This is a genomic window from Helcobacillus massiliensis (genome assembly GCF_033106145.1).
Taxonomy (GTDB): Bacteria; Actinomycetota; Actinomycetes; order Actinomycetales; family Dermabacteraceae; genus Helcobacillus; species Helcobacillus massiliensis.
The window spans coordinates 1,274,896-1,295,413 of sequence record NZ_CP136959.1 but is presented as its reverse complement, the minus strand read 5'-3'; the positions used below and the strand labels follow the sequence as shown (position 1 = coordinate 1,295,413).

16 protein-coding genes and 1 tRNA gene are annotated in these 20,518 nt (G+C 68.3%); 14 read left to right on the top strand and 3 right to left on the bottom strand.

Annotation, left to right across the window (positions count from 1 at the left end):
- Window positions 1-51 precede the first annotated feature (51 nt).
- Entirely contained in the window at window positions 52-585 is a 534-nt protein-coding gene (locus R3I40_RS05995; protein ID WP_285262465.1) for a MarR family winged helix-turn-helix transcriptional regulator, read from the bottom strand.
- Window positions 586-758: 173 nt separating this feature from the next.
- On the opposite strand from R3I40_RS05995, the gene R3I40_RS05990 reads away from it, so the two are divergent.
- From R3I40_RS05990 to R3I40_RS05980, 3 genes are all read left to right on the top strand, one after another.
- Window positions 759-830 (top strand) — tRNA-Gln (locus R3I40_RS05990).
- Between the two features lie 119 nt (window positions 831-949).
- A complete protein-coding gene (glmU, locus tag R3I40_RS05985; RefSeq protein WP_396349489.1) occupies window positions 950-2,374 on the top strand; it encodes a bifunctional UDP-N-acetylglucosamine diphosphorylase/glucosamine-1-phosphate N-acetyltransferase GlmU in 1,425 nt (474 codons plus the stop codon).
- A complete protein-coding gene (locus R3I40_RS05980; protein ID WP_183374805.1) occupies window positions 2,371-3,351 on the top strand; it encodes a ribose-phosphate diphosphokinase in 981 nt (326 codons plus the stop codon). Before glmU ends, R3I40_RS05980 begins: the two co-directional genes overlap by 4 nt.
- A 192-nt stretch (window positions 3,352-3,543) precedes the next feature.
- Here R3I40_RS05980 and R3I40_RS05975 read toward each other — a convergent pair whose 3' ends face one another.
- Window positions 3,544-4,116 carry a hypothetical protein gene (locus tag R3I40_RS05975; protein ID WP_259924183.1) on the bottom strand — a complete coding sequence of 191 codons (573 nt, stop codon included), beginning with the start codon at window positions 4,114-4,116 and terminating at the stop codon, window positions 3,544-3,546.
- Between the two features lie 426 nt (window positions 4,117-4,542).
- On the opposite strand from R3I40_RS05975, the gene R3I40_RS05970 reads away from it, so the two are divergent.
- The 10 genes from R3I40_RS05970 to R3I40_RS05925 all read left to right on the top strand — a co-directional run bounded on the left by R3I40_RS05970 (window position 4,543) and on the right by R3I40_RS05925 (window position 18,143).
- The gene (locus R3I40_RS05970) at window positions 4,543-5,184 is read left to right on the top strand and encodes a 50S ribosomal protein L25/general stress protein Ctc (protein ID WP_285262466.1); all 642 of its coding nucleotides are present in this window, start codon (window positions 4,543-4,545) and stop codon (window positions 5,182-5,184) included.
- An 87-nt stretch (window positions 5,185-5,271) separates the two neighbouring features.
- Window positions 5,272-5,874: an aminoacyl-tRNA hydrolase gene (gene pth, locus R3I40_RS05965; RefSeq protein WP_183374799.1), complete on the top strand. Its 603-nt coding sequence runs from the start codon at window positions 5,272-5,274 to the stop codon at window positions 5,872-5,874.
- Window positions 5,871-9,428 carry a transcription-repair coupling factor gene (mfd, locus tag R3I40_RS05960; RefSeq protein ID WP_396349461.1) on the top strand — a complete coding sequence of 1,186 codons (3,558 nt, stop codon included), beginning with the start codon at window positions 5,871-5,873 and terminating at the stop codon, window positions 9,426-9,428. Before pth ends, mfd begins: the two co-directional genes overlap by 4 nt.
- Window positions 9,425-10,513, top strand: a complete 1,089-nt coding sequence (locus R3I40_RS05955) for a MazG nucleotide pyrophosphohydrolase domain-containing protein (protein WP_246370659.1) — start codon at window positions 9,425-9,427, stop codon at window positions 10,511-10,513. The genes mfd and R3I40_RS05955 overlap by 4 nt, the downstream gene beginning before the upstream one ends.
- A 62-nt stretch (window positions 10,514-10,575) precedes the next feature.
- Window positions 10,576-11,856 (top strand): phosphopyruvate hydratase, encoded by a 1,281-nt coding sequence (eno, locus tag R3I40_RS05950; RefSeq protein ID WP_259924240.1) that lies wholly within the window; start codon window positions 10,576-10,578, stop codon window positions 11,854-11,856.
- On the top strand, window positions 11,849-12,664 hold the full coding sequence (locus R3I40_RS05945) for an FtsB family cell division protein (RefSeq protein WP_259924238.1): 816 nt from the start codon (window positions 11,849-11,851) through the stop codon (window positions 12,662-12,664). Before eno ends, R3I40_RS05945 begins: the two co-directional genes overlap by 8 nt.
- Window positions 12,661-14,244, top strand: a complete 1,584-nt coding sequence (locus R3I40_RS05940) for a DUF501 domain-containing protein (RefSeq protein ID WP_317699880.1) — start codon at window positions 12,661-12,663, stop codon at window positions 14,242-14,244. Before R3I40_RS05945 ends, R3I40_RS05940 begins: the two co-directional genes overlap by 4 nt.
- A 54-nt stretch (window positions 14,245-14,298) precedes the next feature.
- Window positions 14,299-15,648 carry an NAD(P)/FAD-dependent oxidoreductase gene (locus tag R3I40_RS05935; RefSeq protein ID WP_183374793.1) on the top strand — a complete coding sequence of 450 codons (1,350 nt, stop codon included), beginning with the start codon at window positions 14,299-14,301 and terminating at the stop codon, window positions 15,646-15,648.
- Between the two features lie 127 nt (window positions 15,649-15,775).
- The gene (nagB, locus tag R3I40_RS05930) at window positions 15,776-16,555 is read left to right on the top strand and encodes a glucosamine-6-phosphate deaminase (protein ID WP_183374791.1); all 780 of its coding nucleotides are present in this window, start codon (window positions 15,776-15,778) and stop codon (window positions 16,553-16,555) included.
- Window positions 16,556-16,646: 91 nt separating this feature from the next.
- A complete protein-coding gene (locus R3I40_RS05925; protein ID WP_239376151.1) occupies window positions 16,647-18,143 on the top strand; it encodes an NCS2 family permease in 1,497 nt (498 codons plus the stop codon).
- A 97-nt stretch (window positions 18,144-18,240) separates the two neighbouring features.
- Here R3I40_RS05925 and serC read toward each other — a convergent pair whose 3' ends face one another.
- Window positions 18,241-19,371 (bottom strand): phosphoserine transaminase, encoded by a 1,131-nt coding sequence (serC, locus tag R3I40_RS05920; protein WP_239376153.1) that lies wholly within the window; start codon window positions 19,369-19,371, stop codon window positions 18,241-18,243.
- 96 nt (window positions 19,372-19,467) lie between these two features.
- Between serC and R3I40_RS05915 the strand changes: the two genes are divergently transcribed.
- Complete coding sequence (locus R3I40_RS05915) at window positions 19,468-20,169, top strand: demethylmenaquinone methyltransferase (protein ID WP_285262497.1); 702 nt, start codon at window positions 19,468-19,470, stop codon at window positions 20,167-20,169.
- Window positions 20,170-20,518 lie beyond the last annotated feature (349 nt).

Below are 20,518 nucleotides of genomic sequence, written 5' to 3'. Positions count from 1 at the left end.
GTCAGCCGGGGGAGGGGTCCCCACCCGGGCTCGACGGAGACGTCACGGAGGTCAGGCCGACGGGTCCTCGGCGTCCGCCGGCGCCTCCAGCGCGAGCAGAAGACTGCGCAGAGCATCGCCCATCTGCTCCTGCGCGCCCGCGGGCAGGGCGTCGAGGAACTCCTGTTCGGCGTCCATCAGCGCACTGATCGCCTCATCGGCCAGGCGGATGCCCTCCGCCGACAGCTGCACCACCACGCTGCGGCCGTCCTCGGGGGCGCGGGCCCGCGTCACCAGGCCCCGCGCCTGCAGCTTGTCGAGCCGGGTGGTCATGGTCCCGGAGGTCACCAGGGTCTCCTGGATCAGCAGTCGGGGAGTGAGCTGGAACGGGTCGCCGGCGCGGCGCAGTGCGGAGAGGACGTCGAACTCCCAGCCGTCCAGGCCGACCTTCGCGAAGACATCGCGCCGCAGGTTCTCCTGGATCCACGCGATGCGGGAGATGCGGGAGAACACGTGCAGGGGAGTGGAGTTGAGATCGGGCTGCAGCTGCTGCCAGGCCCGGACGATGCGGTCCACCTCGTCCATCGCGGGGCGCTCAACTGTCATCGTCTGCGTCTCCTCGTCTCGTCGGGTCTCTTCCGACGGCTGCCGGTCCAGGCGGCCCGCGCGGGGTCCGCCGTCGGTGTCGGAGGCGACCCCAAGTCTCACACATCCCGGCTCGGCAGATTAAGCGAATGGACAGGCCGAGGCTTAGGATCGGGAGCGTCCCCTACGGGTCATCCGCGATGGTGTAATCGGCAACACATCAGATTTTGGTTCTGAGATTCCAGGTTCGAGTCCTGGTCGCGGAACGGCAGTGATCTGCAGATCGCGTCGCCGCCAACCGATGAAGGCCATCCGAAGGAGCCATTGAGTGGACTCTCAGACGCCAGCAGCAGTCGTCGTCCTCGCAGCAGGGGCCGGCACTCGAATGAAGTCCAAGCTTCCGAAAGTCCTCCACCCCGTGTGCGGGCAGTCGATGCTCGTGCACGCCATCGGCGCGGCCGGTGAGACGGGCACCCCAGAGGTCGTCGCCGTGGTGCGGCACGAACGCGAGCAGGTGGTCGGCCATCTCGCCGAGCACGCACCCCAGGTGAAGATCGCCGACCAGGACGAGATCCCCGGCACCGGGCGCGCCGTGCAGTGCGGCCTCGAGCAGGTCGCCGCGGAGACCGGCACCGTCCTCGTCACCTACGGCGACGTCCCCCTCCTGCAGGGCGACACCCTCCGCGCACTCATGGAAGCGCACGCCGGCTCCGGCGCCAAGGTCTCCGTCCTCACCGCTCACCTCGAGGACCCCACCGGCTACGGCCGCATCCTGCGCGAGTCCGACGGCGGCGACGTCCTCGGCATCGTCGAACACAAGGACGCGACCGAGGAGCAGCGCGCGATCACGGAGATCAACTCCGGCATCTACGCCTTCGACCTCGACCTCCTGCGCACCGCGCTCGCCCGCGTCACCACCGATAACGCCCAGGGCGAGATGTATCTGACCGATGTCCTCGGCATCGCCCGGGAGCTCGGCCACCGCGTCTCCGCTCACCCGATCGACGACATCGACCAGGTCGAGGGCGCCAACGACCGCGTACAGCTCTCCCAGCTGGCCCGCGAGATGAACCGACGGATCCTGGAGCGCCACATGCGCGCCGGCGTCGGCATCGTGGACCCGGAGACCACCTGGATCGACAGCACCGTCACCATCGGCGCCGACACCGTCATCCGCCCCGGCGTCCAACTGCACGGCACCACCGCCATCGGCGCGGACTGCGAGATCGGCCCCGACTCCACGCTCACCGACATCACCGTCGGCGACGGCGCCTGCGTGGTCCGCACCCACGGCAGCGGAGCCTCCATCGGTGAGGGCGCCTCCGTCGGCCCCTTCACCTATCTCCGACCCGGCACCGTGCTCGGCGCCGCCGGCAAGATCGGCGGCTTCTGCGAAACGAAGAACGCGCAGATCGGCGACGGCGCCAAGGTGCCGCACCTGTCCTACGTGGGTGATGCCCAGATCGGTGAGGGCACCAACATCGGCGCAGCCACGATCTTCGCCAACTACGACGGCGTCAACAAGCACCGCACCGTGGTCGGCAAGCATGTGCGCGTCGGCAGCGACAACGTGCTCATCGCTCCGGTCACCATCGGCGACGGCGCCGCCACCGGCGCCGGCACCACCGTCTTGGAGGACGTCGCCCCCGGTGACCTCGCCATCAACACCGTCTCCCAGCGTACGCTGGAAGGATGGACCCTGAAGAACCGCGCCGGCACCGCGGCAGCCGATGCCGCCGCAGCGGCTCGTGCATCGCACTCCACGCCGACCGACACATCCACCGAGAACGGAACTGAGGAGAAGAAATGAGCGGCATCAGCACCAAGGGTGAGAAGCACCTCGTGCTTGCGGCGGGCCGGGCGCACCCCGTGCTCGCTCAGGAAGTCGCGAGCGAGCTCGGCATCGACCTCCTGCCGATGGACGCCTGGGACTTCGCCAACGGCGAGATCTACGTGCGCTACGGCGAAAGCGTGCGAGGTGCGGACGTCTTCGTCCTCCAGGCGCACCCGGCGCCGCTCAACAACTGGCTGGTCGAGCACCTGATCATGGTCGATGCCCTCAAGCGCGCCAGCGCCAAGCGCATCACCGCGATCGCTCCGTCCTACCCGTATGCGCGCCAGGACAAGAAGCACCGCGGCCGCGAGCCGATCTCCGCCCGCCTGGTCGCCGACCTGTACCGCACCGCCGGCATCGACCGCATGATCTCGGTGGACCTGCACGCCCCTCAGGTCCAGGGCTACTTCGACGGTCCCGTCGACCACCTGATGGCCATGCCGATCCTGTCCGGCTACGTCAAGGAGCACTACGGCGATGAGGACCTCTGCGTGGTCTCCCCGGACGCCGGCCGCATCGCCGTCGCGGAGAAGTGGGCGAAGGTGCTCGGCAGCGTGCCGCTGGCCTTCATCCACAAGTCCCGTGACCCGAAGAAGCCGAACCAGGCAGTGGCCAAGCGCGTCATCGGCAATGTCAGCGGCAAGACCTGCATCCTCGTGGACGACATGATCGACACCGCCGGCACCATCGTGCAGGCAGTCGAGGCGCTGAAGGAGAACGGCGCGAACTCCGTCGTGGTGGCGACCACCCACCCGATCTTCTCGGACCCCGCCACCGAGCGTCTGCGCAACGCGGACATCCGCGAGGTCATCTGCACCAACACACTCCCGATCCCGGAGGAGAAGAAGTTCGAGACTCTCACACAGCTGTCGATCGCACCGCTGCTGGCCCGTGCGATCCGCGCGGTCTTCGATGATGGCTCGGTGACGAGCCTGTTCGACGGCGACGTCTGATCGGTCCTGCCGCTCGCCCCGGGCACGGGGAAGCGGTGAGCGCGCACCAGGCGCGGACGGCCTCCACCGTCCGCGCCTTTGTGTTCGAGGTGCTGGGAGAGCATGAAGAAGGGCCTCGGAGCCGCGTCCCTCCTCGCAGCTCCGAGGCCCTGACGGGGCGGTGTCAGCCCCGGGGGACCGGTGGGACCGGGCTCAGCGGAGCCACGAATCCTCACCGACGATCTGTGCCCACTTCCGGCCGAAGCCGAGGTGGTCCTGAGCGCCGACGCCCAGCAGGACGATCAGCACCAGTGCCATCAGCACGTGGTCATCAACGAACGGGTTGGTGCCGAACGGGTACGCCGCCAGCGCCATGAACAGGTACATCGCCACGCCGCTGATGGTGGCGACCTTCATGCCGATCCCGAGCATCAGTGCCGCACCGATGCCCAGAAGCCCGGCCATGAACAGGATGTCGGTGAACGGATTGATCGACACCAGGGCATTCCACACGCCGGTGAGGGGATTTCCTGCTGGAACTGCGTGCGTGAGGAATCCGGTGGTGGGGCTGCCGCCGTTCAGCACCGACTTCCCCGGTTCGGTGCCGACGCCGAGGCCGAACAGCTTGTCGAAGAATGCCCAGAGGAACACGAAACCGGTCAGGATGCGCAGCACACCTGCCGCGGGGAACATCCAGGATGCGACGCCACGGCGCTCGTCCGTACGGGTGAGAGCGGCTGTCGAGTCGGTGGGGTGGAGATTGCGGGGTGCGGTCGGGGCAGTCATCGCAGGGCCTTTCTGGCGAATCCCTATTCTTCTGCTTCCTGGATTGGCGTCTTCTCTGAAGTCGGTTCCACCGTATCCCTGTGAAAGACCCAAAAAAGGGACCAGTGTCCTTTTCTGAGCGGTCTCATCGAATTCCTCGCCGGTGCGGTTCCGAGCGGGTGCGATGCGCCATCATGGACAGCACGCGAGATGGCTGCCGGGAGGGCTGTGCGCGCCTGCCCGGTGGACCGACGGGTGCTGAACGTCACCCGGCTTCCCGGCTGGAGTCCTGGCCCTCAGCCGGCGGCGCCGGTAGACTTCTGGAGAACTTCGGCGAGGGAGAGCGCCTGCTCTCCGTGATCGACGCGGTGACCATAGCCAGTCCACGTCTTCGTGGGCGCCTTGTGTCGCGTTGAGTCGCCTCCGCATCTTCACAAGGAGAATCCCATGGCAGAGAACCTGAAGGTTGAGCGCCGCGAAGACTTCGGCAAGGGCGCTGCCCGCCGCATCCGCCGCGACAACGCGATCCCCGCTGTGCTGTACGGCCACGAGATGGACCCGGTCCACCTGGTCCTTCCGTACCACGCCACCGCTCTGATCGCCCGTAACTCCAACGCCCTGATCGAGCTCGAGCTGCCGGACGGCAAGACCAAGCTCGCCCTGATCAAGGACATCCAGCGCCACCCCGTGCGTCGCGAGATCCAGCACCTGGACCTGATCGTCGTCAAGCGCGGCGAGAAGGTCGAGGTGGACATTCCGTTCCAGGTCGAGGGCGAGCCGGTGTCGCCGGCCACCCACATCATGGAGCTCAACGACCTCACTATTCTGGTGGACGCTCTCAAGGTCCCCGAGGTCATCGAGATCTCCGTGGAGGGCCTCGAGGAGGGCACCCAGATCTTCGCCGGCGACCTCACCCTGCCCGAGGGTGCGGAGCTGGTGACCGACGCTGAGGCGCTCGTGGTCTCCGTTGAGGTGCCGCAGGTCGACGAGACCGACCTCGAGACCCCGGAGGCCGAGGACGCCGAGGGCGAGGAGGCCGCTGAGGGCGAGGAGTCCTCCGAGGACGCCGAGGACTCCGACGAGGAGTGATCCTCTTCTGACACCCGCAGGGGCGCCGTGCCGACAGGCACGGCGCCCCTGTACTCTGTGGACCGACGCGCGAAGGATGGAAAAACGGTGAGCAGCACAGTTCTGATCGTGGGCCTCGGCAATCCGGGCCCCCAGTACGCCCAGACCCGCCACAACATCGGCCACATGTGCCTGGATGTGATGGCCGGCAGCGCCGGAGGCCGCTTCAGCAGCGCCAAGCGCGCCGCCGCGGAGGTCATCGAAGGCCGGCTCGGCCTGCCCGGCCAAGGGGTGCGCGCGGTCCTCGCCAAGACCACCAGCTTCATGAACGTCTCCGGCGGCCCGGTCAGCTCGCTCGCCCAGTACTACGGCATCGACCCCGACCACGTGATCGTGGTGCATGACGAGATCGACACCGAGTTCGGCACGGTCCGCCTCAAGCAGGGCGGCGGCGAAGGCGGGCACAACGGCCTGCGGGACATCACTCGTGCGCTCGGCACGCGCGACTACCTGCGAGTGCGGCTGGGCGTCGGGCGCCCGCACCGCGGCCAGGACACCGCCGACCACGTCCTCTCACGATTCTCCGCCGCCGAGCGGAAGGTGCTGGACGACCTCCTCATCGACGGTGCGAACGCCGCCGAGCACCTCGCACTGCACGGTCTGCTGTCCGCCCAGAACGAATTCCACCAGCGGGAGGCGATCCGCCCGTGAGCCTCGGCCACGCCCTGGACCTGGTCCGCCGCTCGGCGGACCTGCAGCGCATCGGGGAGGCGTTCAGCGCCTCGCAGTCCATCAGCATCATCGCCCCGCAGGGCATGCATCCCTTCATCGCGGCGGAAGCGGCGAGCTCCGCCGGCACCGATCAGCCGCTGATCATCGTCACCGCCACCACCCGCGAAGCCGAGGACGTGCTCGCACAGGTGCAGGCGCTGGCCCCGTCGGCCCCCGCGGCCCTGCTGCCCGCGTGGGAGACCCTCCCGCATGAGCGGCTCTCGCCGCGCTCGGATACGGTCGCGACGCGGCTCGCCACTCTGTACCGGCTCGCTCACCCGGAGGAGACCGACCCGCTGAGCGTGCTGGTGATGCCGGTGCGCGCCCTGATGCAGCCGATGGCGAAGGGCCTCGGCGACCTGCGGCCCGTGCGCATCGTCCGCGATGACGCCTACCCGATGGATCAGCTGGTGGACGACCTGGCGGCCGCCGCCTACGTCCGGGTCGACATGGTGGAGCGCCGCGGCGAGTTCGCCGTGCGCGGCGGCATCCTCGACGTGTTCGCGCCGACGGAGCCCCACCCGGTCCGCATCGAGTTCTTCGGCGACGACGTCGACGAGATGCGCTTCTTCTCCGTCGCCGATCAGCGCTCGCTGGACGCCGAACTCACCGAGCTGCACGCCCCCGCCTGTCGGGAGATCCTCCTGACCGACGATGTGCGCCGACGTGCCCGCGAGATGGCCCAGCAGCTGCCGGGCCTCGCGGACATGCTCACCCAGATCACCGACGGCATAGCCGTGGACGGCATGGAGTCCCTCAGCCCGGTCCTGGTGGACGGGATGGAGTCCGTCGCCGAGACGGTGCCGGAGCGCTCCCGCGTGCTCGTGCTGGAGCCGGAGCGCGTCCGCGCCCGAGCCGACGAACTGGTGCAGACCACCGGGGAGTTCCTCGCCGCCGCGTGGTCCAGCGCCGCTGGTGAGGGCGCAGTGCCGATCGATGTGGACGAGGCCAGCTTCCTCGACATCGACGCGCTGCAGGAGATCTTCCGCCGGCGCGGCATCCCACTGACCACCGCCGCCCCGTTCGGCATCGACGCCGACATCACCGTCGCCGCAGCCGCCCACCCCGGCTACGGCGGATCGACCGCCCAGGCGGCGCGAGATCTTCACCGCCGGCAGACCGACGGCTGGCGCCTGCTCATCACCACGGCCGGCGCCGGCACCGGCCGCCACCTCGCGGAGAGCCTGCGCGACGCCGACGTCACCGCGCAGTTCACCGAGACCCTCGACGAGGAACCGGCCGAGGGCCAGCTGCTCATCACCACCGGCCCCATCACCGAAGGCGTGGTGCTGGAGTCGGAGCAGATCATGGTGATGTGCGAACGCGACCTCACCGGAAAGTCCGGGGCGCGCCGCAGCTCGGAGCGTCGCCTGGCGTCCAAGCGCCGCGTCACAGTGGACCCGCTGCAGCTGAAGGCGGGGGATTTCGTGGTGCACGACCACCACGGCGTCGGCAGGTTCGTGGAGCTCACCAGCCGCACCGTCGGCCAGGCGGGCAAACGGACCACCCGCGAATACCTCGTCATCGAGTACGCGCCGTCACGCCGCGGACAGCCGGGTGATCGTCTGTACGTGCCCAGCGACCAGCTGGAGCACATCACGAAGTACGTCGGCGGGGAGTCGCCGAGCGTCAACCGGATGGGCGGCAGCGACTGGTCGAAGACCAAGTCGAAGGCCCGCAAGGCGATCCGGGAGATCGCCGACGAACTGGTGCGGCTGTACAGTGCCCGCCAGGCGTCCGAAGGGCACGCCTTCGGTCCGGACACCCCCTGGCAGCAGGAGCTGGAGGACGCGTTCGAGTTCACGGAGACGCCCGATCAGCTGTCCACGATCGACGAGGTCAAGAAGGACATGGAGCGCCCGATCCCGATGGATCGCCTGATCTGCGGCGACGTCGGATTCGGCAAAACGGAGATCGCGGTCCGTGCGGCGTTCAAAGCCGTCCAGGACGGAAAACAGGTCGCTGTGCTCGCTCCCACCACCCTGCTGTCGCAGCAGCATGTGGACACCTTCACCGAGCGCTTCGCCGGCTTCCCCGTCACGGTGCGGGGCCTGTCGCGCTTCCAGGCGAAGGCGGAGTCGGATGCCACGGTGGAGGGCCTCCTCGACGGCTCCGTCGATGTCGTCATCGGCACGCACCGTCTGCTCACCGGCCAGGTGCGCTTCAAGGACCTGGGCCTGATCATCGTCGATGAGGAGCAGCGCTTCGGCGTGGAGCACAAGGAGACGCTGAAGGCGCTGCGCGCCAACGTCGATGTGCTGTCGATGTCGGCCACACCGATCCCGCGCACCCTGGAGATGGCCGTCACCGGCATCCGCGAACTATCCACTCTGGCGACCGCGCCCGAGGAGCGTCACCCCGTCCTCACCTATGTGGGCGCACAGGAGGACAAGCAGGTCGCCGCGGCGATCCGTCGCGAGCTGCTGCGCGAGGGGCAGGTGTTCTACATCCACAACCGGGTGGAGGACATCGACCGCACCGCGCAGAAGATCCGTGAGCTGGTGCCGGATGCCCGGGTCGAAGTGGCGCACGGCAAGATGAACGAAGCGCAGCTGGAGCGCGTGATCCTCGACTTCTGGGAGAAGCGGTTCGATGTGCTGGTGTGCACCACCATCGTGGAGACCGGCCTGGACATCTCCAACGCGAACACGCTGATCGTGGAGAACGCCGACCGGTTCGGCCTCTCGCAGCTGCACCAGCTGCGCGGCAGGGTGGGCCGGTCCCGGGAACGCGCCTACGCGTACTTCCTGTACCGCGGCGACAAGCCGCTCACTGAGACCGCCCACGACCGCCTCACCACTCTCGCCACCCACTCCGACTTGGGTGCCGGCATGCAGGTGGCGATGAAGGACCTCGAGATCCGCGGCGCAGGCAACCTCCTCGGCGGTGAGCAGTCCGGCCACATCGCCGGTGTGGGCTTCGACCTCTACGTCCGCATGGTCGGCGAGGCGGTGAATGCGTTCAAGGGCACGGGTGCCCCGGTGCGCCGGGACGCGAAGGTGGAGCTGCCGCTGAACGCCCGGATCCCGTTCGACTACATCGAATCGGAGCGGCTGCGCCTGGAGGCGTATTCGAAGCTGTCGAAGGCCGTCAGCACCGAGGAGCTGGAGAGCGTTCGGGAGGAGCTCACCGATCGGTACGGCGAGATGCCGCCCGAGGTCGCTCTGCTGTTCACGGTGGCGCGCTTCCGCCTGGACTGCATCGAGGCGGAGATCGACGAGGTGCAGGTGCAGGGCCGGATGATCCGCTTCGGTCATCTCGAGGTGCCGGATTCGGTTGCGATGCGCCTCAAGCGTCTGTTCCCCGGCACACTCATCAAACCGGCGACCCGTTTGGTCCTCATCCCGCACCCGCAGACCAAGCGGATCGGCGGCACCGGCCTCGTGGACGACGACCTGCTCGACTGGTGCCGCACGGTCATCGCCGTTCTGCGCCCGGACAGCGCCATCGCTGAGACCGCTCAGGCCCCGGGCACCGTGGGGGCCGCACGATGAGCGAACTGGTGATGCTTCCGGTGTCGCCGCTGAATGCGGCCGGCCTGCTGACCGCCGCCGGCTGGGACTGCCTGCGGTCGGCCGGCCGAGTCGCCGTCGGCTCCATCGCCGCGGACTCCTGGGAGGCGCACCTGCGGGAGGCCGGGGTGGAGGCCCACCTGCTGGATGCGCGCTCCGCTGCCGCGCTGATCGACGGCCTCGCCGGCCTGCTGACGGGGGAGGGGGAGGCCGACGGGAGCGCCACTGATGACCCTCTCGTCCTGCTGATCGACTCCGAGCACCCCTTCCTGCCCGGCCCCACAGCGCTGCTGGATGCGCTGGAGGCGCGCCTGGGGCGCCGCCTGGATGCGGATGTCCGCTTCGCCTCTCCCACTGCCCCGGGAAGCGCGGTTGTGGAGTCGGTGCGGATCATGCATGCGCTGCGCAGCCCCGGCGGCGATGTGTGGAGCGCTGAGCAGACGCACCAGAGCCTCGCCAGGTACCTCCTGGAGGAGACCTTCGAAGTGCTCGACGAGCTGGAAGGACCGGATCCGGATGGTCCCACGGCGGTGGAGGAGTTCGGGGACCTGCTGTTCCAGCTCGTGTTCCATGCGCGCATCGGCATGGAGAGCGCGAGCCCGTGGACCCTGGACGACGTGGCCCGATCACTGAACCGGAAGATGTACCGCCGCAATCCGCATGTCTTCGCACCCGAGGACGAGCGCACGGAGGTCGGCACGGTGCAGGACGTGGTCGACCAGTGGCAGGCGGTGAAGTCCGCGGAGAAGCCCCGCAGCCATCTGGGGGAGGGGATCCCGTCGGCCCTGCCGGCGCTGCAGGCGGCGTTCAAACTGATCCAGCGGGCCCGCACCGGCGGTGAACTGCCGGGCATCCTCGAGCATCTGGAGCAGGTGCGCATCGCCGCCGAGTCCGCCGCGCCGACCGACCCTGAGGCGGCGATCACCCTGGATGCTCTCGATCTGCTGGCGGTGGTGGTCCGCGCTGAGGAGCACGACCGGGATCCGGAATCCGCTCTGCGCCGACTGAACCGACTGATCGACTCAGTTGGGACTGCGCGCTCAGTCAGTCCCGATCACCTCGCCTAGAATGGTCCCCGCGGGTCAACGCCGACCAGCGACCTTTCACCCTCGACGAAGGAGACCTGTCAATGGCATTCATCACCGACGTGCGCGGCCGCGAGATCCTGGATTCGCGCGGCAACCCGACCGTGGAGGTCGTGGTCAGTCTCGACAACGGCTTCGAGTACCTCGCCCAGGTCCCCTCGGGTGCCTCCACCGGCCAGTTCGAAGCAGTGGAGCGCCGTGACGGCGACAAGGGCCGCTACCTCGGCAAGGGCGTGAAGGACGCCGCCGCTGCTGTGCGCTCCGATCTCGGCCCGCAGCTGGTGGAGCTGGACGTCGCCGACCAGCGCGCCATCGACTCGATCATGCTGGACATCGACGGCACCGACAACAAGGGCAAGATCGGCGCGAACGCCATCCTCGGCGTGTCCCTGGCGGTGGCGAAGGCCGCCGCCGACGTCGCCGAGCTGCCCCTCTACCGCTACATCGGCGGCCCGAACGCGCACCTGCTGCCCGTGCCGATGATGAACATCCTCAACGGCGGCTCCCACGCGGACTCCAACGTGGACATCCAGGAGTTCATGATCGCCCCGATCGGCGCTGAGACCTTCACCGAAGCCGTCCGCTGGGGCGCCGAGGTGTACCACGCGCTGAAGGCAGTGCTGAAGGAGCGCGGCCTCAGCACCGGCCTTGGTGACGAAGGCGGCTTCGCCCCGAACCTCGACTCGAACCGCGAAGCGCTCGACCTCATCGTCGACGCGATCCGCGCTGCCGGCTACGAGCCCGGCAGGGACGTTGCGCTGGCGCTGGACGTCGCCGCATCCGAGTTCTACGAGAACGGCTCCTACCAGTTCGAGGGACAGGCCCGCACGGCCGAGGAGATGGCGGACTACTACGCCGAGCTCGTCGCAGCCTACCCGCTGGTCTCCATCGAGGATCCGCTCGATGAGGAGGACTGGCAGGGCTGGGTGGCCATCACCGAGAAGCTCGGGGACAAGGTCCAGCTCGTCGGCGACGACCTGTTCGTCACCAACCCGGAGCGCCTGGAGCGCGGTGTCCGGGAGGGCGCTGCGAACTCCCTGCTGGTGAAGGTAAACCAGATCGGCACCCTGACCGAGACCCTGGACGCTGTGGCCCTTGCCACCCGTTCCGGCTACACCTCGATGATCTCCCACCGTTCCGGCGAGACCGAGGACACCACGATCGCGGACCTCTCCGTGGCCCTGAACACCGGCCAGATCAAGACCGGCGCACCGGCTCGCGGCGAACGCGTCAACAAGTACAACCAGCTCATCCGCATTGAGGACGAGCTGGGCGAGGCAGCGGTGTACGCGGGCGCTTCGGCATTCCCGCGCTTCCGTGCCTGATCGCACACCTGAGGGGCAGGGCGCTTCGCCGTCGGCGAGGCGCCCCGCTTCATCGAACCCGAGCTCCCGGCCGAGGGCGCCCCGCCGCCCCCAGTCCGGGGATCGGCGAGAGGAGCAGAACCAGCGCGCAACCTCCGTCGGCCCCGGTGCCGCGCCCCGTCACGGTGCCGCGAACTCCGCCCGCGTTCGCAGCACATCGCGTCCCGCGGCGTCGGCCCGTTCCGCACCCGCCTCGGGCGGCACCGCCGTTGCTGCCCGGCAGCGCACTGGCCGCGCCTCGCGGACCGCGGGCCGCGTCGGCGAGCACGCACTCGGCATCACCAAGCGCAGCCTGGTGCTGATCACGGTGATCGTTCTGGCGCTGGCCGCGCTCGTCCCGTCGGTCAACCACTATGTGGCGCAGGAGCAGCGACTCGCCCAGATGCAGGCGCAGATCCGCAACCGCCAGCAGCAGCTGGACGACCTCGAAGCGCAGGTCGCCCGGTGGGACGACCCCACCTTCGTGGCCGCGCAGGCCCGTGAGCGGCTGCTGTTCGTCTGGCCCGGTGAGACCCAGTACCGCCTCACCGACACCTCCGGTGAGGAGATCCCGATGACCACTGCGGAGCGGCGCGAACAGAAGGCCCACGAGACCGCCTGGTACGGCACTCTGTGGGATTCGATGGTCGGGGCCTCGCAGGCCGCGCCGCCGGAGAAGCCGTCGGCTGTGGACGATCACCCGAAGAAGCCCGCGCCGGCCCCCGCGTCCGATTCCGGCGGCTCGAACGAGCCCACTTCCGATTCCTCTGACCCGAAGGACACCGAATGACCCTCGACCCGATGCCGTTCGAGAGCCCCGCCACTGCGCTCGACATGGAGATCATGTCCCGCCAGCTGGGCCGCACGATGCGCGGGGTCGTGTCGATCGCCCGCCGGTGCGCCTGCGGTGCACCCGCGGTGGTGCGCACTCTGCCGCGCCTGCCGAGCGGCGCCCCGTTCCCCACCTCCTTCTACCTGACGCTGCCGTCGCTGGTGGAGGAGATCTCCCGCGTTGAGGCCACCGGCACCCTCGCCGAGTGGACGGAGGAGCTCGCCGGCGATCCGGAGGCGCAGCGGAAGCACCGGCGCGCCCATGAGCACTTCCTTGAGCGCCGCGATGAGCTCGGCGATGTGGAGGAGATCCGGGGGATCTCGTGCGGCGGCATGCCCGAGCGGGTGAAGTGCCTGCACGCCCTCGCCGGTCACTCCCTCGCAGAGGGCCCGGGGCTGAATCCCTATGGCGACCGGGTCCTCGAGCAGATCGCCGAGAGCGCCAGCATTGAGCGCTGCCGCTGTGAGGACACGCCGGCGTCGGTCACCGCTGAGTGGGAGGCCGACGGCACCCGGCCCACCGACCGGGTCGCAGCGATCGACTGCGGCACCAACTCCATTCGTCTGCTCATCGCCGATGCCGCCGACGATCCCGACCGACCCGGTGGTGCAGCACTCACCGACATCGACCGCACCATGACGATCGTGCGGCTCGGCTACGGCGTGGACCGCACCGGCGTCCTCGACCCCGAAGCGATCGACCGCACGCTGGAGGCGCTGCGGTCCTACAAGCAGAGGATCGACGCCGCAGGGGTGGCCCCCGCCGCGGTGCGCTTCGTCGCCACCAGCGCCACCCGCGATGCCTCCAACCGCGACGACTTCGTCCGCGGCGTCCGCTCGATCCTCGGCATCGACCCCGAAGTGATCGACGGCGCTGAGGAGGCGACGCTCAGCTTCCAGGGCGCGGTCACTTCGCTCCCGTCAGCGCCGGAAGCCCCGTCCCTCGTGGTGGACATCGGAGGCGGCTCCACCGAACTGATCATCGGTGCTGAGGAGCCCGAGGCGGAGGTCTCCCTGAACATCGGGTCCGTGCGGATCATGGAGCGCCATCTGCAGGACGACCCACCGAGTGAGGACGCGATCCGCGCTGCAGAGCGGGACATCGACGAGATGCTCGACACCGCCACCGAGATCGACCTCTCCCGCGTGCGCTCCCTGGTCGGCGTCGCCGGCACCGTCACCACGATGACAGCGCATGCACTGGGCCTCGACCAGTACGAACCGGATGCGATCCACGGCGCCGAGACTGATGTGGAGCGCTTCGCCGAGCTGTGCGAGGAGATGGCGCGGACCCCGAGCGCCGAGCGGGAGCAGATGGCGTACATCCACCCGGGCCGCGTCGACGTCATCGGTGCCGGAGCCCTCGTCTGGGCGCGGATCCTGCGCCGCGTCGCCGCTGAAGGCCACGTCTCCGTCGCCGTCACCAGCGAGCACAACATCCTCGACGGCATCGCCCTCAGCGCCCTGCGGCGACTGCGGGTCCCGGAGGCGGAGCCGGCGCCTCGAACGAGCGCGCCGACGGGTGCGCAGACTGACTGACACCTCACACATCCCACATGGAACGATCAGAAGAACAGGACTAGCCTTAAAGCCATGAACACCAATGCATCCAAGCCCCATGTCCTCATCCTCGGCGGCGGCACCGTCGGCATGAACGTGGCCTCGGAGCTGACGAAGAAGCTCGGCTCCAACGCGGCCGTGACCGTCGTCGACTCCCGCCCGTACCTCACGTACCAGCCGTTCCTGCCTGAGGTGGGCGCCGGCGCCATCGACCCGCGCAACGTCCTCGCTCCGCTGCGCAAGGTGCTCAAGGGTGCGAAGGTTGTGACCGGCACCGTCGACCGCATCGACCACAAGGACCGCTCGGTCCAGGTGAAGACCGATGACGATGTCGCGGTCTCCATCAACTACGACTACCTGGTGATCGGCCTGGGCGCTGTTCCGCGCACCCTGCCGATCCCCGGGCTGGCGGAGAACGCCATCGGCTTCAAGCAGGTCGAAGAGGCCATCGCTGTGCGCGACCGCATCCTCGCGAACCTCGCGGAGGCAGCCTCCACGAAGGACGCCGAGACCCGTAAGCGCCTGCTTACTTTCACCTTCGTGGGCGGCGGCTTCGCCGGCGGCGAGGCTGTGGCAGAGGCGCAGGACATGGTCCGCGCCGCCCTGCGCTACTACCCGGACCTGCACCCGTCGGACGTCCGATTCGTGGTCGTCGAGGCGATGGGCCGCATCCTTCCCGAGGTCGGCGACGACCTCGGCAAGTTCGCTCTGAAGGACATGCGTGAGCGCGGCATCGAGGTCAAGCTCGAGACCTTCCTCAACTCCTGCGAGGACGGCATCGTGAAGACCTCCGACGGTGACGAGTTCGCCTCGGACCTCATCGTCTGGACCGCCGGCATCAAGCCGAACCCGGTGCTGGCGAACTCGGACCTGCCGCTGAACCAGACCGGCCGCCTCGACTGCATGGCCGATCTGCGCGTCAAGGGCGAGAACGGTCCGCTGGAGAACGTGTTCGCCGCGGGCGACTGCACCACGGTTCCGGACCTCGCCTCCGGCGAGGGCAAGGTCTGCCCCCCGAACGCGCAGCACGCTCAGCGTCAGGCTGTCCGCCTCGCCGACAACATCGTCCGCGACATCGACGGCCGTCCCCTGGTGGACTACTTCCACAAGAACCTCGGCACCGTCGCCACGCTCGGCATGTACAAGGGCGTCGGTCAACTGTTCATCGGCGGCAAGACCATCGAACTGAAGGGCCTGCCGGCCTGGGCAGCAGCCCGCGCCTACCACGTGTACGCCATGCCGACCTTCGCGCGCAAGGCCGCGGTGATCGCCGGATGGGCGACCAACGCCATCGGCAACCGCGACATCCTCGGCATCCCGGAGTCCACGGATCCGCGCCGCGCCTTCGAACTCGCCGCCGCGTCGACGCCGAAGAAGAAGTGACGTCCGCACCGAGGGTGTCTCCTCGGTGAACAGTGCACGGCAGCGCTCGTCGCCGCGACCGCGGAGGCGAGCGCTGCTGTGTCCCCGCCCCAATCCTGTCCCCGCCATTCCCATCGGAAGGAACGCCGTGCGCGTCATCATCAAGAAGACACCCCAGGACGCCGCCCGCACAGTCGCCGACCAGATCGAGGCCGTTGTGCGCGGTGCCGGAGAATCCGGTGCCACACTCGGCCTGGCCACCGGGTCGTCGCCGGTGCTCAGCTACACCGAGCTGATCCGCCGCCATCGGGAGGAGGGCCTCAGCTTCGCCGGCACGCGCGTGTTCATGCTGGATGAGTACGTCGGCTTGGACGCCGACCACCCGCAGAGCTACGCCCGGTTCATCCGTGAGCACCTCACCGACCACATCGACATCGAGGACTCCGCGGTGCAGTCCCCGCGCGGTGACGCCGAGGACCCCGTCGCCGAAGCCGCCCGGTACGACGCCGCCATCGGCGCTGCCGACGGCGTCGACCTGCAGCTCCTCGGCATCGGGACCGACGGACACATCGCCTTCAACGAACCGGGCAGCTCCCTGGCCTCCCGGACTCGCGTGAAGGTGCTGCTGGAGCAGACGATCGAGGACAACGCCCGCTTCTTCGACAAGAAGGAGGACGTTCCGGTCCACGTCCTCACTCAGGGCATCGGCACCATCTTGGAGGCGCGCCGCATCGTGCTGACCGCAACGGGCAGCAATAAGGCGGAGGCCATCGCGCAGTGCGTGGAGGGCTCCGTGTCCTCCCGCTGGACGGGCTCTGCGCTGCAGATGCATCCTGACGTGGTCCTCGTGATCGACGATGAGGCCGCTGCGAAGCTGGAGCTCGCTGACTACTACCGGTTCTCCGAGGAGCACCAGCTGAAGCGCTGACTGCTCTTGTTCTGTGATGCCCGTCGCGCTGACTGCGTGAGCGGGCGTCACTGCATGCACGCACCGTGGGCGCATCGGTGAGAATGGGGGCATGTCGAGCACCTCGGACACCAGGACCGCACCCAGCAGCCAGCAGCCGCGCCCCGGCGCGCTTGACCGCTACTTCCACATCTCTGAGCGCGGATCCACGGTGGGCCGCGAGATCCGCGGCGGCGTGGTGACGTTCTTCGCCATGTGCTACATCGTGGTGCTGAATCCTCTGATCATCGGCACGGTTCCGGATTCCACGGGGCACTTCCTCGGCGGCGGCACGGAGCCGAACCTTCCCGCGGTCGCTGCGGGCACCGCTCTGGTGGGCGCGGTGGCGTCGATTCTGATGGGCGCGTGGGCGAAGTTCCCGTTGGCTCTTGCGACCGGACTCGGCCTCAACGCCTACCTCGCCTACTCCGTGGTCGCACTGCCGGGGATGACCTGGGGCGGCGCGATGGGGTTGGTGGTCCTCGAAGGCGTCATCATTCTGCTGCTGGTGCTGACGGGGTTCCGCCGGGCGGTGTTCCGGGCGGTTCCAGGGTTCCTGAAGACGGCGATCGCTGTGGGCATGGGCCTGTTCATTGCGTTCATCGGTCTGTTCAACGCCCGCTTCGTCACCTCCGGCACGGGGGTGCCGGTGCAGCTGGGCGTCAACGGTTCGCTGGAGGGCTGGCCGACGGCGGTGTTCGTGTTCGGGCTGCTGCTGATGATCGTGCTGTGGGTGAAGAAGGTGCCCGGGGCGATCCTCATCTCGATCCTCTCCACGACGATTGTGGCGGTGCTGCTGGAAGCGGTGCTGAAGATCGGTGTGTTCGTTCCGGCGGACGGCAAGTCCTCTGGGAACCCGACGGGCTGGTCGATGAACGTCCCGGCGCTGGATCTCTCGGCGTTCGCTCTGCCTGACTTCTCCACGGTGTTCGAGGCGGACCCGATCGGCGGTGTGACGGCGCTGGGCGTGGTCGGTGCGTCCATCGTGGTGTTCTCGCTGCTGCTCGCCGACTTCTTCGACACGATGGGGACGATGGTCGCGGTCGCGTCAGAGGCTGAGCTGGTGCAGGAGGACGGGGACGTTCCCCATTCGCAGCGGATCCTCGTGGCCGATTCTGCTGCGGCGATCCTGGGCGGCGTGGGCGGCGTGTCATCCGCCACGAGCTTCATGGAGAGCGCGACCGGTGTCGGAGAAGGAGCGCGCACCGGGTTCGCGTCGGTGGTGACGGGCCTGTGCTTCCTGGCGACCGTCTTCCTGTCGCCGTTGGTGGCGCTGGTGCCCTACGAGGCTGCGACGCCGGCGCTGGTGCTGGTCGGGTTCCTGATGATGACGCAGGTGACGGACATCGACTTCTCGGACCTGTCGGTGGCGATTCCGGCGTTCCTGACGATCATCCTGATGCCGTTCTCCTACTCGATCACGGTCGGCATGGGCGCCGGCTTCATCGTGTATGTGCTGCTGCAGCTCGTCCAGGGTGCGGGCCGACGGATCCATCCGCTGATGTACATCATCGCGGGCATGTTCGTCCTGTACTTCCTGCGGGATCCACTGGCGACCCTGATCTCCTGAGGCACACGCCCCTGTTGCCCTGCCGCTTCCGCGACGCCTGAGAACGGCGGCCCTTCTCGAGTGGGAGAGGGCCGCCGTTGTGGGTTGTGCTTCGGTGTCAGCTGAGCTGGTCGAGCACCCAGTCGAGGCTTGCGATGAGCGCCTGCACGTCTGAGGGATCGACCGCGGGGAACGTCGCGATCCGCAGCTGGTTGCGGCCGAGCTTGCGGTACGGCTCGATGTCGATGATGCCGTTGGCGCGCGCAATGCGCGTGACCTCGGCGGCGTCGATGGCGCTGTCGAGGTCGATGGTGGTGACGACCTGCGACCGGGCCGAAGGCTCCGTGACGAACAGCGTCAGTTCGTCACGCCGTTCGACCCACTGGTGCAGCAGACCGCTCGTCTCAGCGGTTCGAGCCGTTGTGAAGTCCAGACCGCCGTTCTTGTTCATCCAGTCCACCTGTTCTGCCATGAGCAGGAGGGTGGCGGTGGCGGGCGTGTTCAGGGTCTGGTCCTTGCGGGAGTTGCTGAGGGCGGTGGTGAAGGAGAGGAACTGGGGGATCCAGCGGTCGGTCGCGGCGATCTCCTCGGCACGGCTGATGGCAGCGGGGGAGCACAGGGCGAACCACAGGCCGCCGTCGGCGGCGAAGGACTTCTGCGGGGAGAAGTAGTAGACGTCGGTCTGCTCGATGTCGACGCTCAGCCCGCCGGCGCCGGAAGTAGCGTCCACGAGCACCAGTTGGTCATCGGTGGCGCTGTGCGGCCGGATGATGGGGCTCATCACGCCGGTCGAGGTCTCGTTGTGGGCGTAGGCGTAGGCGTCGACATCGGCCTCGCCCGTCGGCAGCGCGAGGGTGCCGGGGGCACTGGAGATGACCGACGGGTCCTGCAGGTGGGGTGCGGCAGCAGCGGCGTCGGCGAACTTCTGGGAGAACTCGCCGATGGTGACGTGCTGCGAGCGAGTGCGGATCAGGGAGCTGACGGCGGTGTCCCAGAAGGCGGTGGCACCACCGTTGCCGAGAACGACTTCGTACCCGTCGGGCGCGTCGAAGAGGTCGGTGAGGCCGCGGCGGATTCGGCCGACGAGGTTCTTCACGGCGGGCTGTCGGTGGGAGGTGCCCATCACCGTACGGCCGGCGCGATCGAGCGCGGCCATCTGCTCTGGTCGAACACGGCTGGGGCCGGAGCCGAAGCGGCCGTCGGTCGGCAGAAGGGTCGAGGGGATCGTCAATGTTTGGCTGTTGCTCATGCACCCATTGTGGTGGTCGACTCATCAGCGGTGCAGTCCTGTCCGCCATCGGCGCGCCGTGCGGGGCGCACGCCGTCGATCAGGCAGGATGGAGGCATGAACCGCGCTGACCTCTCGAAGAAGCCCGTTGACGTCTCCTCGATGTTCGACGGCATCGCCGGACGGTACGACCTGCTCAACGACATCCTCGCCTTCGGGCAGGTGCGCAGCTGGCGGCGTGCCATGGTCGAGGCGCTGGATCTGCGTCCGCACTCGGATGTTCTGGACGTCGCCGCAGGCACTGGGACCTCGTCCGCGGCGATTGCTGCCGCTGGCCATCGCGTCATCGCGTCCGACTTCTCCGAGGGAATGATGCAGGAGGGCCGGCGCCGCCAGCCCCACATCACCTTCATCGGCGCTGATGCGACCGCGCTCCCATTCGCTGACGACTCCTTCGATTCAGCTGTGGTGTCCTTCGGACTGCGCAATGTTCAGCAGCCGCAGAAGGCACTGGCGGAGATGACCCGAGTGGTGCGTCCAGGCGGGAGTGTGGTGGTGTGTGAGTTCTCCACGCCCAACAATCGAGTCTTCCGGCACGTGTACTCGAACTATCTGATGAAGGCGCTGCCCGCAATGGCGTCGGCGGTGGCTTCGGACGGCTCTGCGTACACGTACCTGGCGGAGTCGATCGCAGCGTGGCCGGACCAGCAGGGTCTCAGGTCCTGGTTCCTCGATGCGGGCCTGGAGAAGGCTCAGTATCGGAACCTGACGGGCGGCATCGTGGCGCTGCACCGTGGGTACGTCCCGGCAACTCGCTGACCAGCGGTTTCACCAGGCGGCACAGCCGAACCGAAGCTGCCACTGTTATCCAGCGCACCTTCGCGCGGCGCTGGCTTGCGGGCCCGATCCGGAGCGCGTAATGTTTCATCTCGTTGCCGCGGAGAACGGAAGTTCCTCAGGCAGCGATTCCGAAGCCAAGAGCTTCACCTCTCAACGATGACAGCGACGCAGTCGAAGCGCGGCACCATGCCGAACAGAGACAGTGACGCAGATCATAGCGGAGGGGCTTGCGGAGGAGTTGCCAAGCGGGTAGAGTGATCTCCCGTGCCGAGAGCGGCACGAATATCGTGAAGAAGTAGCCATTGGGGCCGAGCGGCGCAAGCCTTAA